This window comes from uncultured Mailhella sp., from assembly GCF_905187505.1.
Classification (GTDB): domain Bacteria; phylum Desulfobacterota; class Desulfovibrionia; order Desulfovibrionales; family Desulfovibrionaceae; genus Mailhella.
In genome coordinates this window covers 1-15,147 of record NZ_CAJJIC010000045.1, presented here as the reverse complement: position 1 = coordinate 15,147, position 15,147 = coordinate 1, and the positions used below count along the sequence as shown (strand labels likewise).

14 protein-coding genes are annotated in these 15,147 nt (G+C 61.0%); 9 read left to right on the top strand and 5 right to left on the bottom strand.

Annotated elements, in window-relative coordinates; all coding sequences use genetic code 11:
* Positions 1-242 precede the first annotated feature (242 nt).
* Both QZZ60_RS06015 and QZZ60_RS06010 read left to right on the top strand, forming a co-directional pair.
* Positions 243-446 (top strand): twin-arginine translocase TatA/TatE family subunit, encoded by a 204-nt coding sequence (locus tag QZZ60_RS06015; protein WP_295639228.1) that lies wholly within the window; start codon positions 243-245, stop codon positions 444-446.
* Between the two features lie 19 nt (positions 447-465).
* The gene (locus QZZ60_RS06010; protein WP_295639225.1) at positions 466-900 is read left to right on the top strand and encodes an ACT domain-containing protein; all 435 of its coding nucleotides are present in this window, start codon (positions 466-468) and stop codon (positions 898-900) included.
* 87 nt (positions 901-987) lie between these two features.
* On the opposite strand, the gene QZZ60_RS06005 is transcribed toward QZZ60_RS06010, so the two are convergent.
* On the bottom strand, positions 988-1,710 hold the full coding sequence (locus QZZ60_RS06005; protein ID WP_295639222.1) for an epoxyqueuosine reductase QueH: 723 nt from the start codon (positions 1,708-1,710) through the stop codon (positions 988-990).
* Between the two features lie 244 nt (positions 1,711-1,954).
* Complete coding sequence (locus QZZ60_RS06000; protein ID WP_295639219.1) at positions 1,955-3,298, bottom strand: sodium:alanine symporter family protein; 1,344 nt, start codon at positions 3,296-3,298, stop codon at positions 1,955-1,957.
* 463 nt (positions 3,299-3,761) lie between these two features.
* Between QZZ60_RS06000 and QZZ60_RS05995 the strand changes: the two genes are divergently transcribed.
* Positions 3,762-4,139: a sulfite exporter TauE/SafE family protein gene (locus tag QZZ60_RS05995; protein ID WP_295639216.1), complete on the top strand. Its 378-nt coding sequence runs from the start codon at positions 3,762-3,764 to the stop codon at positions 4,137-4,139.
* Positions 4,140-4,151: 12 nt separating this feature from the next.
* The gene (locus QZZ60_RS05990) at positions 4,152-4,496 is read left to right on the top strand and encodes a hypothetical protein (protein WP_295639214.1); all 345 of its coding nucleotides are present in this window, start codon (positions 4,152-4,154) and stop codon (positions 4,494-4,496) included.
* A 300-nt stretch (positions 4,497-4,796) separates the two neighbouring features.
* Here the strand turns inward: QZZ60_RS05990 and QZZ60_RS05985 are convergent, their stop codons facing one another.
* A complete protein-coding gene (locus QZZ60_RS05985; RefSeq protein WP_295639211.1) occupies positions 4,797-6,563 on the bottom strand; it encodes a formate--tetrahydrofolate ligase in 1,767 nt (588 codons plus the stop codon).
* 239 nt (positions 6,564-6,802) lie between these two features.
* Here QZZ60_RS05985 and QZZ60_RS05980 point away from each other — a divergent pair, with 239 nt between their 5' ends.
* From QZZ60_RS05980 to QZZ60_RS05970, 3 genes are all read left to right on the top strand, one after another.
* Positions 6,803-7,666 (top strand): VIT1/CCC1 transporter family protein, encoded by an 864-nt coding sequence (locus QZZ60_RS05980; protein WP_295639208.1) that lies wholly within the window; start codon positions 6,803-6,805, stop codon positions 7,664-7,666.
* Between the two features lie 575 nt (positions 7,667-8,241).
* A complete protein-coding gene (locus QZZ60_RS05975; protein WP_294447577.1) occupies positions 8,242-8,508 on the top strand; it encodes a BTB/POZ domain-containing protein KCTD2 in 267 nt (88 codons plus the stop codon).
* A gap of 229 nt (positions 8,509-8,737) precedes the next feature.
* Positions 8,738-9,301 carry a helix-turn-helix domain-containing protein gene (locus tag QZZ60_RS05970; protein WP_295639203.1) on the top strand — a complete coding sequence of 188 codons (564 nt, stop codon included), beginning with the start codon at positions 8,738-8,740 and terminating at the stop codon, positions 9,299-9,301.
* Between the two features lie 176 nt (positions 9,302-9,477).
* Here QZZ60_RS05970 and QZZ60_RS05965 read toward each other — a convergent pair whose 3' ends face one another.
* On the bottom strand, positions 9,478-10,698 hold the full coding sequence (locus QZZ60_RS05965; protein ID WP_295639201.1) for a BPL-N domain-containing protein: 1,221 nt from the start codon (positions 10,696-10,698) through the stop codon (positions 9,478-9,480).
* Between the two features lie 205 nt (positions 10,699-10,903).
* Between QZZ60_RS05965 and QZZ60_RS05960 the strand changes: the two genes are divergently transcribed.
* Positions 10,904-13,552, top strand: coding sequence for a valine--tRNA ligase (locus QZZ60_RS05960; protein ID WP_295639198.1), 2,649 nt, complete (start codon positions 10,904-10,906; stop codon positions 13,550-13,552).
* Positions 13,553-13,913: 361 nt separating this feature from the next.
* On the top strand, positions 13,914-14,630 hold the full coding sequence (locus QZZ60_RS05955) for a phenylalanine--tRNA ligase beta subunit-related protein (RefSeq protein WP_295639195.1): 717 nt from the start codon (positions 13,914-13,916) through the stop codon (positions 14,628-14,630).
* Between the two features lie 84 nt (positions 14,631-14,714).
* Here the strand turns inward: QZZ60_RS05955 and QZZ60_RS05950 are convergent.
* On the bottom strand, positions 14,715-15,147 hold a 433-nt coding region (locus QZZ60_RS05950), incomplete at its 5' end, for an alanine:cation symporter family protein (protein ID WP_295639192.1).

Sequence of the window (15,147 nt, the reverse complement as noted above, 5' to 3'; positions counted from 1 at the left end):
GGCAGCCATCAAGGTGCGGGAAAAGCTCGGCATGAAGATGCGGGAGTGCAAGATACGAGGGGGTGTTCATGATGTTCGCTCCTTTGCGGACTATACGGCGAGACGCCCGTTCAGGCAATCGGGAAAAGCGGGGAGACGCGTGCCGGCCCCGCCGTGAAGCGGCGGAGGACGCTTGACCTTTGCCCTGTCCCTCCCGTATAGGATATGGACGAACTTGGAGAGAAAGACCCCGGAGGTTTGCCATGTTTGGTATAGGAATGCAGGAACTTCTCGTCATCCTTGTGCTCGTGCTGGTCATATTCGGCGCGAAGCGTCTGCCGGAAATCGGCGGCGGCCTCGGTCGCGCCATCCGCAATTTCCGTCAGGCCGCGTCGGAGCCCGATGAAATCGACATCACGCCCAAGAAGGACCAGGCCAAGACCGACGACGAAGACAAAAAGGCTTAAGCTCCTGCCGGGAATGCTCATGACGGTCGAACAGATTTCCGTTTTTGTGGAGAACAGGTCGGGGCAGCTCGGCGACGTGACCCGCGTGCTGGAAGCTGCCGGCATCAACATCCGTGCGCTGTCTCTTTCGGACACGACGGATTTCGGCGTGCTGCGCCTCATGGCCGACGACACGCAGAAGGCGAAGGCCGCGCTTGCCGCGGCAGGGTTCACCGTGGGCAGCACGCCCGTGGTGGCCGTGGACGTGGAAGACACGCCGGGCGGACTCGGCCGTGTGCTCCGCGTGCTTTCCGTGCACGGCATCAACGTGGAATATCTTTATGCCTACACGCAGCGCGAATCCACGCGCGCCACGATCATTTTCCGCTTCGACAGAACGGAAGAGGCCGTGAACGTGCTGCAGCAGCGAGGCATCCGCGTGCTCGGACCGGATGAAATAGCCGACAGACGCTGATACGTCCCTTCGGCATGAGACATGTTCATGAAGGCCCCGGCTGTCCGGGGCTTTTTTGTGTCCGTCGGTGCGGCCTGCCTTTTTCCGTCACGCGCGCGGCGTTTCGTGAGCGGCGGTGTTCTGCGCGGCCTGTCTTGCCAGCGCCTTTCTTGCCCGCTTGTTCGGGTGCGCGGCCGCATCTTCCTTCCTGCGACGGCGTTCTTCCGCCTCTTTCGCCAGTCTTTCCGCTCTTTCCGCCTTTTGGGCGGCTTTTTTTAGCTCCGCTTCTTTCTGCTGCGCGAGCGCTTCCTTCATGCTCAGAATGCAGCCGCACCATTTCTGACGGTAGAGGCCGAGCTCTTTCGACATGGCGATGCCGTCCCACCACCACGGCCGGAAGTCCCGGTAAAGAAAGGCGGAGCCGGTTTCCACGGCCGCGCGCCTTGCTTCTTCCGCAATGGCTTCGTGGTGCTGATGGCGGGAGTAGAGCAGACTCGTGGTGAAGGCGTCGAAGTCATGTTCGCGGGCGAGAGCGGCCGTGCGTTCCATGCGCGGACGGTAGCAGAGGCGGCAGCGTTCTCCCGGCCGGAGAACGCCGTTCAGTGCCCGTGACCAGCGTCCGGGATTGACGGGCAGACCTTCCTCCAGAAGGGGCACGTTCAGACGTATTGCCGCCTCGCGCATGGCGTCGCGTCTTTTTTTCCATTCGTCCGCAGGATGGATGTTCGGATTGAAGAAGAAGGCCGTGGGGTCCCAGCCTTCGTCGCGAAGATGCACGATGGGCATGAGGGAACAGGGACCGCAGCACACATGAAGAAGAATGCGGGGCATGAACCTAGTCCTGATGTTTTGCGTTGCCGTGGGAGGCGCCTGCGGTTCGTTGTAGCGCGAACGGACGCTGGGAGCCAGCATTTTTCGGAAGCCGGCAGACGCGGCGCTTCGAAGAAGCGCACAGGGAACAGCCCAAGATGCCGCCGAAGCGCGGATGATCGTCCGTTTTTGCGGTGCGGCCTTTTCCTGCGCAGGGACGAAAAAAGGCGGCCGGAGCCGCCTTTTTTCATGACCGCGGACGGAATCAGCGGTTGTATTCGCGGGAAATCTTGAAGAGCACGGGGCTGAGCAGCAGCAGACCGATGAGGTTGGGCACGGCCATGAGGGCGTTGAGCACGTCGGCGATGTCCCACACAAGATCGAGCGTCATGAGCGCACCCAGGGGAACGACGCACACGAAGATGATGCGGAAGGGCTTGAGCGCCTTGTCGCCCAGAAGATAGATCCAGCAGCGTTCGGAGTACACGCACCAGCCGAGGATGGTGGAGAAGGCGAACATGGCGAGGCAGATGGATACCATGATGGAACCGATGCCGGGCAGGGCGGACTCAAAGGCCGCGGCCGTGAGGGGAGCGCCGGAAAGCGCGCCTTCCACGTTCCAGAGACCGGAACAGAGAATGGTCAGACCCGTCATGGTGCAGACGATGATGGTGTCGATGAACGGTCCGAGCATGCCCACGTAGCCCATGGCCACGTGGTCGTCGGTGGTGGCCGTGGCGTGAGCCATGGCGGCGGAGCCGAGGCCCGCCTCGTTGGAGAATATGCCGCGAGCCACGCCCATCTGCAGGGCCAGCATGACGGTGGAACCGGCAAAGCCGCCTGCGGCCGCGGTGCCGGTGAAGGCGTCGTGGAAGATCATGGCGAACACGCCGGGCACCTTGTCGATGTTTGTGGCGATGACGACGAGGGAACAGATGATGTAGACAATGGACATGAAGGGTACGAGCTTGCTCGATACCGATCCTATGCGGGACACGCCGCCGATGATGACGATGGCGATGAGCACGAACATGACCACGGCGGAGACGACCGGCGGAACGCCGAAGGAGGCGTGCAGGGCGTCGGCTATGGAGTGGGACTGCGTCATGTTGCCGATGCCGAAGCCGCAGATGCCGCCGAACAGCGCGAACAGCGTGCCGAGCCAGGCCCATTTTTTGCCGAGGCCGTTCTTGATGTAGTACATGGGGCCGCCCACCACATGGCCGGCGGGAGTGACTTCACGATACTTCTGGGCGAGCACGGTTTCCGCATACTTGGTGGCCATGCCCACCATGGCGGTGCACCACATCCAGAACAGGGCTCCGGGGCCGCCGGTGAAGATGGCGGTGGCCACGCCTGCAATGTTGCCCACGCCCACGGTGGCGGCGAGCGCCGTCATGAGCGCCTGAAACGGGGAGAGTTCTCCATGCACGTTCGAATTCTTGGCACGTCCCTTCCAGGTGAGGCGGAAGCCTTCGCCGAGACGCGTCCAGGGCAGGAATCTCAGTCCGAAGGTGAGATAAAGCCCCGTTCCAAGAATCAGAGCCATCATGACCGGGCCCCAGACGTAGCCGTCCAGCACCTTGATGAATTGGGAGAACTCTTCCATAACGTCAACTCCTCGCCCCAGTTCGGTTGGTTAGAGCATGTTCAGCCTATCCCTCCCGGATGTCTGCCCCGCGCATCGGCCCGCCCGGAACTGGCTCGGTGATCCGACAGCTGTATGAAAACGGAGAATGCTCTTATTTACATTTATGTTGATATCATCGGAAAATCAAATATGGCAAGAAAAAATATAATACGTCGATTGCCTGTGAAAAATAACTCAATTTGTTGATGTCAGTGGCTTTTGAAGGGTGGAATGCCTTGTGGGACAAAACGGCATGAAAAATACAAAAATGTGAAAGCGTATAACGGCCGGTTCCGGCAAGAGACACGGTCGTGTCCCGGAAGATGGACGGATGAAGGCAATGCTCCGGTCCGAATGGGCTTGAGCCGAGGCTTTACAGGAAAGGCGGCGTACCCTAATACCGAAAGAAGATCCCATCTGTTCCGCAAGAGGTTTTTTGCATATGTTCGACGTTCTTTATATCAATCTGGTCTGGCTGCTGGCCGGATTCGTCAACAGCGTGACGTCCTTCGGCGGCAATCTGTTTGCCGTGCCGCTGCTCACGCTGGTGATGGATGCCAAGACGGCCATCATTCTCGGCTGCTTTGTGGGAACGGCCATTACGGTGACCATAGCGCTGTTCTATCATCGCGAGCTTCCGAAGCTGGAATTTCTTCTGGCCTGTCTCGGCAGCGTGGCGGGAATTCCTCTCGGCATGATCATTCTGAAGGCGGCGCCCTCGAACATCGTGCTTCTCGCCTGCGGAAGCATTCTGCTTCTGTTTCTTCTCTGGCAGGCCGTGGCCGGGCGCATGCACGGGGCCTTCAGAATCCCCCTGTAGTGCATCGTTCCCATGAGCGTGGTGTCCGGCATTCTGCTCGGAGCCACCAGCATGGGAGGGCCCATTCTTGCCATGTACGCCGTCATGCGGGGATGGAGCAAGGAGATCACGCTTTCCGTATTGAACAGCATGGCTGCTCTGGTCATGCTCTGCCTGATGGTTTTTCAATGGAAAAGCGGCCTGTATACGCCCGAGATTCTGCATGACGCCCTGTGGGCGACCCCGTGCACGGTGGCGGGCGTGCTCGTGAGCATACCCGTCATACGCCGTCTCGATACGCGCATTTTCCGCATGCTCGTGCTCGCCATGCTTGCATTTTCCACGGTCGTGCTGTTTGTGAAGGGGCTGACGGCCTGATGTCGCGTCCGTTGCCCGTCTGCGTGCGGAGAGTCTTTTCCGCGCGCGGCAGTGTTCGTCGTGTCCGGGGCACAGGCGGGAAGGGCGTTCGCCGGAACGCGTGCGTTCTCTCATTTCTGAGCCGTGCGGCCTGCGGATGAAAAGCGTTTTCTTCCGTGCCGTGCATAAGCGGCGGATGCTGTCCGAGGGCCGAGGCGCTCATGAAAAAGAAAACCCCTGCCGTCCGGGAAGGGAAGGCAGGGGGAAGAGGTCGATGCGTCCTTCTCCCCGGAGAAGGGGAAGAAGGACGCTGCGCAGCGGTTAGAATATGCCGTGAACCTGACCGGTTTCGGTATCCACGTCCACGCGGCGGAAGGCGGGATTGGAGCCGGTGCCGGGCATGAGCGAGATCTTGCCGGAAACGGGAACCACGAGACCCGCGCCGCCGTAAAGCAGCACGTCGCGAATCTTGAGACGCCAGCCGGAAGGTTCGCCCTTGAGGTCGGGATTGTCGGAGAGGGAGTACTGGGTCTTCACCATGCACACGCCGAGCTCGGAAGCGTCGGGACGTGCCTGCATTTCGGCGAGGCGGCTTTCGGCTTCGGGGCTGTAGTCCACGCCGTCCGCGCCGTACACGTCGCGGGCGATCTTCTCGATGCGATCCTTGAAGGGCGCGTTCCAGTCGTAGAGCGGACGAAAGTCGGTCTTTTCGTTGCAGGCGTCCATGACGGCGTCGGCCAGTTCCAGCGCGCCTTCGCCGCCGTGCTCCCAGTGCGTGGAAACGGCCACGCGTGCGCCTTCGGCTTCGCAGATTTCACGAATGCGGGCGATTTCCGCAGGCGTGTCGGTGACGAAGGCGTTGATGCACACCACGGGAGAGGTGCCGGACTTCTTGATGGTGCGGATGTGATGAAGAAGGTTGCAGCAGCCCGCTTCCACGAAGCCCACGTTTTCCTGACGGTATTCTTCGGGCAGAGCGCGTCCGGGACGGGGCAGGGGAGCGCCGCCGTGGCTCTTCAGGGCGCGAACGGTGGCCACGAGCACGGCCGCGTCGGGGGCAAGGCCGCTGTAGTGGCACTTCAGGTTCCAGAACTTTTCATAGCCGATGTCCGCGCCGAAGCCGGATTCCGTGACATGGTACTCGGAGAGCTTGAGGCCGAGCCTGTCGGCGATGACGGAGCTCTGGCCGAGAGCGATGTTGGCGAAGGGGCCGGCGTGCACGAACACGGGCTGACCCTCGATGGTCTGAATGAGGTTGGGCTTGATGGCGTCGATCATCCAGGCGGCCATGGCTCCGGCAACCTGAAGATCTTCGGTGGTCACGGGTTTGCCCGCTCTGTCATAGGCCACGATGATGCGGCCGAGCCTTTCGCGCATGTCCTTGAGGTCTCGGGCCACGGAAAGAATGGCCATGACTTCGGAGGACACGGAAATGTCGAAGTGCGAGGACATCATGAAGCCGTCGGACTTGCCGCCCATGCCGATGACCACGTTGCGCAGGGCCTGGCAGCAGAAGTCGATGACCCAGTTCATGCGCACGTTGGTGGGATCGATGTTCAGACGGGGCTGGCCGGAAAGACGGAGCAGCTTTTCGTCGTCGTAGTTGCGTTCGTGCTGCATCCTGGCGGTGAGCGCGACCATGGCCAGGTTGTGGGCGTTGGTCACGGCGTTGATGTCGCCGGTGAAGCCGAGGGAATACTGCGTGAGGGGGATGCACTGGGAAAGGCCGCCGCCCGCCGCGGAACCCTTGGTGCCCATGGTGGGACCGCCGGAGGGCTGACGGATGGCCGCGGAAACCTTCCGGCCGCGTCTGGCAAGACCCTGCACAAGTCCGATGGTGGTGGTGGACTTGCCTTCTCCGAAGGGAGTCGGGGTGATGGCCGTCACGTCGACATACTTACCGTTGGGGCGGTCCGCCAGACGGGAGAGCACGGACTGATAGTCCACCTTGCCCATGACGTGGCCGTAGGGGAGCAGTTCCTTGTCTTCAAGGCCGAGCTCTCTGCCGATCTGGTAAATGTCTTTCATGCGGGATTCCGCGTCCTGGGCGATTTCCCAGTCCGCGTGCTGCTTGGGATCCAGAGCCATTGTCCGTTCTCCTTGTGGTTGGGGGTTCGTCTGTGGTTATACGGCGTGGCGTCGTTTAGCTCAAGCGGTTTTTCTTTCGTCGCGCATGGGCGAAAAGACAGGGAAACTGCCTGCGGCAGAGGGGGTCGCAGGGGCGTCCGTCATGAGAGGGCAAGCGGCCTTGCCCGACGGGGCTCCCCCTCTCCGGTTGCCAGTGACCGTTCGCTGGCGTATGAAGGCGGAAAAGAAAAGGGGGAATCATGAGAGAAAGCACGCTTCGCCTGCTGGAAGAGATGCAGGTCAACGAGAAGACGGACAGCGAGATTTATACCGGACTCGCCCGGCGCGTCGGGGGCGAAAACGGCGAGGTGCTTCGCCGCATGGCCGCAGATGAGGCAAGGCACTGCGAAGTGTGGGGCCGCTATACCGGGAAGAAGGCGGAGGCAAAGCGCATCAAGGTGTTTCTTTACAGCCTGATGGGCTGGATTTTCGGGCTTACCTTTGTGATCAATCTTCTGGAATCCGGCGAGAACGGCGCGGGAAACCGCTATGCCGGACTTGTTGAGGATGTGCCCGAGGCGAAGGGCATCATGGAGGAAGAAGAGGTTCACGAACGCCGTCTGGCCGACATGGTGGATGAAGAGCGCCTCAAGTACATAGGCAGCATGGTGCTCGGTCTCAACGACGCGCTCGTGGAGCTCACCGGCGCGCTGGCCGGATTCACGCTTGCGCTCGGCAGCAACGCCACCGTGGGGCTGGCGGGATTCATCACCGGCGTTTCGGCCACGCTTTCCATGGCCGCTTCCGAATACCTTTCCAAGAAGGCCGAGCCCGGGGAAAAGCATCCGCTCAAGGCCGCCGTCTATACCGGCATAGCCTACATGATCACGGTGGCGCTGCTTCTTCTGCCCTACGGCGTATTCACGTCGCCTTATCTTGCGCTGGTGTTCTGTCTGTTCAACGCGGCCTGCATCATCTGTCTGTTCACCTTCTTCGTTTCCGTGGTGCGGCGCGAACCCTTCCGTCCGCAGTTCCTGGAAATGCTTTCCATAAGCTTCGGCGTGGCGGCCATTTCCTTCTTCATCGGCTGGGCCGCCAAGACATGGATGGGCATAGATATGTAGTCGTTCCTGCGGCAAAGGCATGACAAAGGCGGGGCAGAAGCTCCGCCTTTTTTTCATCCTGATAACGGCACGATGCTGCGGGAGAGTTCGGGGATTCGTTCCGTTCCCTATGCCGTGCCGCCGCGGCTTTTTCCGCCGGAAGGCACCGAGAAAAGGAGCGGGGGGAACGTCTTCCTCTGGAAAGGTTGCCCGGACGATTGCACCGTCGTTTTTCTTGCCCTCATCCCGTACTCCGCCCTCTGTCAAAAGCCTTCCGCAACCTGCCGTTTCCCGCAACCAAAGGTTGCCGAAAGCACGTGACAAGGGAAAATATAGTATGCTAATTTACTGAAATAACATGGATGCAACTGAAAGTTGCCGAAAAGGAAACTTCCGGTTGGTGGAGTCTCGGAGGTTATGGCGTTAAAGCTTGACCGTCACATACGGCGGCCTGGCGTCATGGGGCCTTTTCCCGTCCGAGGCGGACGGGAGATGGCGGGCTGTTTCCAGTCGGAACGCTTCGCCGTCGACAGGTCGCGGGAGCGAGCCTGCCGTTCCACCCTGGCAACGTGCCATAAAACCACAGGAGTTCTCCTATGAACAGGAAAACGTTGGCCGCTTGCGCGGCTCTGGCCCTGACCCTTGGTTTTTCCACCCTTGCCGAAGCCGGATGCAGCGCTGAAGAGGCGCAGCAGAAGGCCAATGCCTTCGCCCAGACCATTCAGGAAGTCTCTCAGAAGGATCCTGAAAAGTATGCGAAGGTCATGCAGGAGCTTCAGCCCGAACTGCTTCAGCTTCAGCAGAAGCAGGACATGGACGCCTTGTGCGTCTTCTACGACAAGGCGATGGATCGCCTGAAGTAGGCCGTTCCGGAAGCTTCGGCTCCAGAACATGACATTGCGGCCGGACGCGCCGTGCGAAAGCTCTGCCGTGCGTCCGGCCATGCTTGAATTTAAGGTTGTATCATGTATGACCGGCGGCGAATCCGCCTCCGGGCGATGTTCACGTTTTCCTGCAAGAACGCGCAGGTTCAGTCTGAGACGGTCAGGCGGAGACGCTCCGGTCAGGAATGTTGTCAGTCCATGGAATCACATGAGGAAAGATCTCCAGCTATACGGAAAAATTCAGGCCAGACGCAAGGCTCTGGGGCTTTCACAGGAGGAGCTTGCCCAGCGCATGGGTGTTTCGCGGCAGTCCGTCACGAAATGGGAGACCGGTCTTTCTGCTCCCGATCTTGACCGGCTGGTGGAACTTGCCGACACGCTGGGAGTCAGCCTCGATTATCTGCTGAGAGATCAGGCGGAGATGTCCGACGTGCCTGCGGAGCCGGGAGAGGCCGTTCTCTCGGAGAGCCCGTCGGAAGAAAGGGGGGAAAGACCCGCGGCAGCCGCCGCTTCCTCGAGCGCCGCGGCGCATCATATCGCGCTGGCCGCCGGGGTGCTGCTTTTCCTCATAGGCGCGGGCGGCCTTCTTGTCATGTGGATTTATTCCGAGCTTTTCCCCGTGCAGCTTGTGGACGGGCGGGGCGGCGTGCACACCGGATTGTGGGGCTATGTGCTCGCAAGAGACGTGAAGGCGCTTTTCTGGGCCGCGCTTGCGGCTGCGGCGGCAGGACTCGCGCTTGTGGGTTGCTGCCTGAGAAAGGGCCGGTCGTAGCTTTTTGTAACAATGTCCCGCAGGGCCTTTTCAGGGCCTCGCAGGTCGCGCATGGGATGAACGCGCAGCACGGGGACGGGGCCGTGCGTTTCTGCTGGTCGTCGCTTCCGCGGAGGCGGCGTTTTTTGTCCGTCACGGGAGGCTGGGCGGACGAGTCCGGGCCTGCGGCGAGGTGCTCAGACCAGCTCTTCAAGAGTGTTGAGCAGCTGTTCGCTGAGTCCTCCGCCGAACATGGGCGAGCCGAACAGCGCACGGCGCTGATCCACGAGCAGTTCCTTCGGGAGCATTCCCGGAGCGGAGTCGGCCAGCGTGTCGGCAAGGCGTCTGGCCAGAAGCCAGCTGCGCGCTCCCTGAAAGAACAGGGAAAAGGCTTCTTCGAAGTCGCGTCTGCGTTCGTTCCAAAGTCGCAGGCGGCGCTTGTCCGGCGCAAGGCTGAGCGTGGTGGAAATCGCGGCGTTCAGGCTGTTGAACTGCGCGCCGGGGACGCCGGATCTCCAGCCGAGAAGCCAGGAGTTGCGGGGAAAAAGCAGGCCGAGTTCCCGGGCGAGGGAAAGCAGACTGTCGAGCGAGGCGCGCGAGGCAAGAAGCACGTCGTCCTCCCATTGTACCGGCAGGTCATGAAAATCCAGAGGCGGCAGTCTGTTCAGGTCCGGTGCGGCACCGCACCAGCATCGCAGGATGTGGGCAAGCCAGATTCCCGCATGTTCGGAACCGGGAAAGGCGCCGGAGGGCGTTTCCAGATGGCTGTAGCTCAAAAGCCACTGCCCGCGACCGTATTCGCCGGTCACGGCGCAGGGACGTCCGTCGAGTATCGAGGGGCGCAGCCTGACTCCGTACATGGCGTCCCATTCGGAAAGAATGTCGGCGGGCATGGAGGAAAAGGGCATGTCGGCCACATAGAGATCAGGACCGGGAGCCCGGTAGCGGGCGAGCACCTGCACGGGGCCGGGCTCGTCGGGTTCACAGAAGCGTCCGGGCCACCATACGGGAAGAAGCGCGTTCTTTCCGGCGAGGGAGGGCGGCACGAGCCCGCTGCTTTCGGAAAGTTCGCAGCTGAGATGACCGGACACGAGATGCTGGAGACGGTCCGGCATGCCGTCGCGGTTCCACGGACACAGACCGAGCCCGTCGGCAAGCGCGAGTCCCGCGCCTCCGCAGAATCCGACATAGAACCCGCCGTTCTTCACGAAGCGGCGCACGGCTTCCGCTCCGGAAGGACCGAGGGCCTCGGCCTTGCGCCGCGCGGAACCTCCGGGCACCATGAGCATCTTGCCAGACAGACCGGTCTGGGCTATGTCTAACCCTTTGAGTACACGGAAGGGAATGCCCGTCGAACGAACGGCGTGCAGCAGCAGATATCCCCAGATATGGGATGCGTCCCACAAGATGGCAATCATGTCTTCCCTCCGTGCTTATGCATACGCACAAGCCGCCCGTTCGGCAAGAGAAGGGACGGCGGAAGAGGCATGCCGGGCATGCCCCGGCTGCGGAGTGTAGCCGCCTGCAAGGGCCGGCAGAACGCCGCATTTTCCGTCGAAGAGGCGCAGACCTGCGCCGTCCCGTTGCGGGAGGGCGGACATTTTAACTCACTGGAGCCTTGAAATGCTGTCCAAAGCCTATGAACCGCAGGAAGTGGAAGCTCACTGGCGCAAGCACTGGGAAGAGGCCAAGACCTTCACGCCCGACCTGTCCGCCCCCGGCGACCCCTATTCCATTGTCATTCCTCCGCCCAACGTCACGGGCATTCTGCACATCGGCCATGCCCTGAACCAGACGCTTCAGGACATACTCTGCCGCCATGCCCGTCAGAAGGGCAAGAACGTCTTGTGGATTCCCGGCACCGACCATGCGGGCATCGCCACGCAGAACGTGGTGGAGCGCGCTCTTGCCAAGGAAGGCAAGTCCCGTCACGACGTGGGACGCGAAGCCTTCATCGAACGCGTCTGGGAATGGAAGAAGCAGTACGGCGGACAGATTCTGGAGCAGATCAAGGAACTCGGCTCCTCCGTGGACTGGACGCGCGAAGCCTTCACCATGGACGACAACCTCGCCCGCGCCGTGCGCAAGGTGTTCGTGCAGCTCTACAAGGAAGGGCTCATCTACAAGGGCAAGTACATCGTCAACTGGTGTCCTCGCTGCCATACCGCCCTTGCCGACGACGAAGTGGATCACATCGACTCCAAGGGCTCGCTCTGGCACGTGCGCTATGACTTCGCCGACGGCTCGGGTTCCGTGACCATCGCCACCACCCGTCCCGAGACCATTCTCGGCGACTCCGCCGTGTGCGTGCATCCCGACGACGAACGCTACGCCGCCTTCGTGGGCAAGAAGCTCATCGTGCCCGTGGTCAACCGTGAGGTTCCTCTCATCGCCGACCGCTACGTCGACCGCGAGTTCGGTACCGGCTGCCTCAAGGTCACGCCCTGCCATGATCCCAACGACTGGAAGCTCGGCCACGCCCACAATCTGGAATTCATCCAGGTCATCGACGACAACGGCAACATGTGCATGAGCGACGTGTGCGGCCGCTACGCGGGCATGAGCCGCGAGGAATGCCGCAAGGCCATCGTGGAAGAGCTGCGCGAAAACGGGCATCTCGTGAAGGAAGAGCCTCTCACCCACAGCGTGGGCTGCTGCTACCGCTGCAAGACCGTCATCGAGCCCTATGTTTCCGATCAGTGGTTCGTGGCCATAAGTAAGATGGCTCCCGCCGCCCGCGCCGCCGTGCCGGACAAGATCAAGATCTATCCTGAAAGCTGGACCAAGACGTACTACAACTGGCTGGACAACATCCGCGACTGGTGCATCAGCCGTCAGATCTGGTGGGGACACCGCATTCCTGCGTGGACCTGCGCCGACTGCGGCGAACTCATCGTCGCCGAGGAAGATCCCACGGTGTGCCCCAAGTGCGGAGGCAAAAAGCTGGAGCAGGATCCCGACGTGCTCGACACGTGGTTCTCTTCCGCTCTCTGGCCCTTCTCCACCATGGGCTGGCCCGAGCATACCGAAACGCTCAAGAAGTACTATCCCACCAGCGTGCTCGTCACGGCCTTCGACATCCTGTTCTTCTGGGTGGCCCGCATGATCATGATGGGTCAGCACTTCATGGGCGAAGTTCCCTTCCGCGAGGTCTACATCCATGCTCTCGTGCGCGACGCCCAGGGCCGCAAGATGTCCAAGTCTCTCGGCAACGGCATCAACCCGCAGGACATGATACGCAAGTACGGCGCGGATTCCCTGCGCTTCACGCTGGCGGCCTTTGCCGCCATGGGGCGCGACATCAGAATGTCCGAGGAGCGCATCGAAGGGTACCGCCACTTCGTGAACAAGGTGTGGAACGCGTCGCGCTTCGCCCTCATGAACCTGCCTGAACAGGGCGAGCCGAAGGCCGTCGACCTCGGTGCCATCAAGGGCCTGCACAACAAGTGGATTCTCAACCGTCTCGAGGAAGTCAAGGCGGAAGAGGACGCCGCTCTCGAAAGCTATCGCTTCAACGACGCGGCCCAGTGCGTATACAAGTTCCTGTGGAACGAGTTCTGCGACTGGTACCTTGAACTCATCAAGGCCGACATGAAGGAAGAGGGCGAAGCGAAGGAAGAGGCCCAGTACGTGCTCTATACCGTTCTGCGCGAAATTCTCCTTCTGCTGCACCCCATGATTCCCTTCGTCACCGCCGAGGTGTGGAATGCTCTGCCCGGCCATGAAGGCACGGACATCGCCACGCAGCTCTATCCCGAATTCCGTCCTCAGTGCGTGAAGAGCCGCGAGTCCGACGACATGGTCTTTTTGCAGGAGGCCATCAGCGCCATCCGCACCATCCGCGCGGAACTCAACATCAAGCCTTCCTACAAGCTCAGCGTGGTACTGCGTCCTGCAAGCGACGAGCAGTCCGCACTTCTTGAGGCAAATCGCGGATTCTTCGATCTGGCGAGGCTCGAGAGCCTCACCATCGACAGAAACGCCCATGCGCCCAAGGCCTCGGCCAGCAACGTGGTGCGCGGCTGCGAAGTCATCGTGCTGCTTACCGGCGCGGTGGACTTCAAGGCGGAGCTTGCCCGTCTCGACAAGGAAATCGGCAAGGTCGACAAGGATCTTGCGGCTCTTGACGCCAAGCTTTCCAATGAAAACTTCGTCAAGCGCGCTCCTGCCGATCTCGTGGAATCCGAAAAGGCCCGTCATGCCGACCTTATCGACAAGAAGGCCAAGATGCAGGCACTTCAGATCCGCTTCAAGGAAGCCATGGAAGAATAGCCCCATGAGGGCTTCCACAGCCTGAAACCTCTTCATGCGCCCCCGCTCCGCTTTCGGAGCGGGGGCGTTTTTCGAGCATCCAGGCTCAGGCCTGCATGACACAAGCGGCTCGTGGCCGAAACCGCCGCGTTGGTCCGGAGATGCGGCGTGTCCTTTGCCTGCCGGGAACGGCTCGCAGAAAGAGGCACGGTGAAATCCCCGACGGAGCCGGGAAGGCCGCGCTTCGGAAAATGCGGCGCCGGGTACTGTTCATCGGGGACCGTGAGGTCTATATTTTTGAGCGGATGCCTGTTTCAGGGCTGTCGGACTGTGCGGCGTAGGCCCTTCAGGCGAGGACGAATTTCAGACTGACGGAGCAGTGATGAAGCGTTTTGTCGTGGATGAAAAGGTTTTTGAGACTCTGCCCGGCTACTGCCTCGGCGTGGTGGCGGCCCGGGGGCTGGACAATGCCTGCGAAAGCGGAACCGTAGCCCGGATGCTGGAGGAAAGCGCCGCGGGATTTGCGGAGAAGTTCCGGGACGTGAACGTGCGGGAGCTTCCTTCCGTTGCCGCATACCGCGCGGCATTCACGAAGCTAGGGATGAACCCCAACAAGTTCATGTGCTCCATCGAAGCTCTGATGAAGCGGGTGCAGAAGAGCGGTCATCTGCCGCACATCAATCCCGTGGTGGATCTCGGCAACGCGTTTTCTCTCCGCCATCAGCTTCCCATGGGGGCGCACGACGTGGACAGGCTGGAAGATTGCGGCATGGCCGTACGATTTTCCACGGCGCAGGATCATTTTCTCGGCATGGGGGAGGAAAAGGTTGAAGCCGTGCCGGAAGGCGAGCTTGTGTACGTGAGCGGACACACCGTGAAGACGAGACGCTGGATATGGCGGCAGAGCGACGACGGCAGGATCACGGAAGCGACCGGCCATGTCTTTTTCCCCATCGACGGCTTTGAGGGCGTCAACGACAGGCAGGTCGCAGGCGCCCGTGACGAGCTCGCCGGATTTTTGCGGCAGGAGTTCCGCTGCGAGGTCTGGACAGGCTGGGTAGATCGCATGCACCCGGAATTCGACTTTTCCTGGACGTAGAGGAAGGATCCCGGCAATGCCTGTCGAAAAAGAAACGCCCGTGCCGTTCGGCACGGGCGTTTCCGTCATGCAGCGTCGTAAGGACTAGTCCTTCTTGCTTTTGGCTATGGCGACCACCACGCCGGAGAGGGCCAGAAGTCCTATGAGGTTGGGCAGCACCATGAGGCCGTTGAACATGTCGGACATGTTCCATACGAGGTTCACCTTGAGGCCGGAGCCGATGATGATGAACACGACGACGATGGCGGCGTAGGCCTTGACGTATTTTGCGCCGAAGAGCGCCTTCACATTGGCCTCGCCGAAGAAGTACCAGCCGATGATGGTGGAGAAGGCGAAGAAGAACAGGCAGATGGCGATGTAGATGTTGCCGAAGGAACCGAACACGGTGTCGAAGGCTATCTGGGCGAGTTCCGTGCCGGTGCTGCCGCAGTTCCACACGCCGGTGATGACGATGACAAGAGCCGTGCAGGTGAGCACGACGAAGGTGTCGATGAACACGCCCATCATGGCCATCATG

Excerpts from the sequence above, each read along its gene's own strand:
- QZZ60_RS06015 (WP_295639228.1), top strand. The coding sequence starts at position 243 with ATGTTTGGTATAGGAATGCAGGAACTTCTCGTCATCCTTGTGCTCGTG.
- QZZ60_RS06010 (WP_295639225.1), top strand. The coding sequence starts at position 466 with ATGACGGTCGAACAGATTTCCGTTTTTGTGGAGAACAGGTCGGGGCAG.
- QZZ60_RS06005 (WP_295639222.1), bottom strand. The coding sequence starts at position 1,710 with ATGCCCCGCATTCTTCTTCATGTGTGCTGCGGTCCCTGTTCCCTCATG.
- QZZ60_RS06000 (WP_295639219.1), bottom strand. The coding sequence starts at position 3,298 with ATGGAAGAGTTCTCCCAATTCATCAAGGTGCTGGACGGCTACGTCTGG.
- QZZ60_RS05995 (WP_295639216.1), top strand. The coding sequence starts at position 3,762 with ATGTTCGACGTTCTTTATATCAATCTGGTCTGGCTGCTGGCCGGATTC.
- QZZ60_RS05990 (WP_295639214.1), top strand. The coding sequence starts at position 4,152 with ATGAGCGTGGTGTCCGGCATTCTGCTCGGAGCCACCAGCATGGGAGGG.
- QZZ60_RS05985 (WP_295639211.1), bottom strand. The coding sequence starts at position 6,563 with ATGGCTCTGGATCCCAAGCAGCACGCGGACTGGGAAATCGCCCAGGAC.
- QZZ60_RS05980 (WP_295639208.1), top strand. The coding sequence starts at position 6,803 with ATGAGAGAAAGCACGCTTCGCCTGCTGGAAGAGATGCAGGTCAACGAG.
- QZZ60_RS05975 (WP_294447577.1), top strand. The coding sequence starts at position 8,242 with ATGAACAGGAAAACGTTGGCCGCTTGCGCGGCTCTGGCCCTGACCCTT.
- QZZ60_RS05970 (WP_295639203.1), top strand. The coding sequence starts at position 8,738 with ATGAGGAAAGATCTCCAGCTATACGGAAAAATTCAGGCCAGACGCAAG.
- QZZ60_RS05965 (WP_295639201.1), bottom strand. The coding sequence starts at position 10,698 with ATGATTGCCATCTTGTGGGACGCATCCCATATCTGGGGATATCTGCTG.
- QZZ60_RS05960 (WP_295639198.1), top strand. The coding sequence starts at position 10,904 with ATGCTGTCCAAAGCCTATGAACCGCAGGAAGTGGAAGCTCACTGGCGC.
- QZZ60_RS05955 (WP_295639195.1), top strand. The coding sequence starts at position 13,914 with ATGAAGCGTTTTGTCGTGGATGAAAAGGTTTTTGAGACTCTGCCCGGC.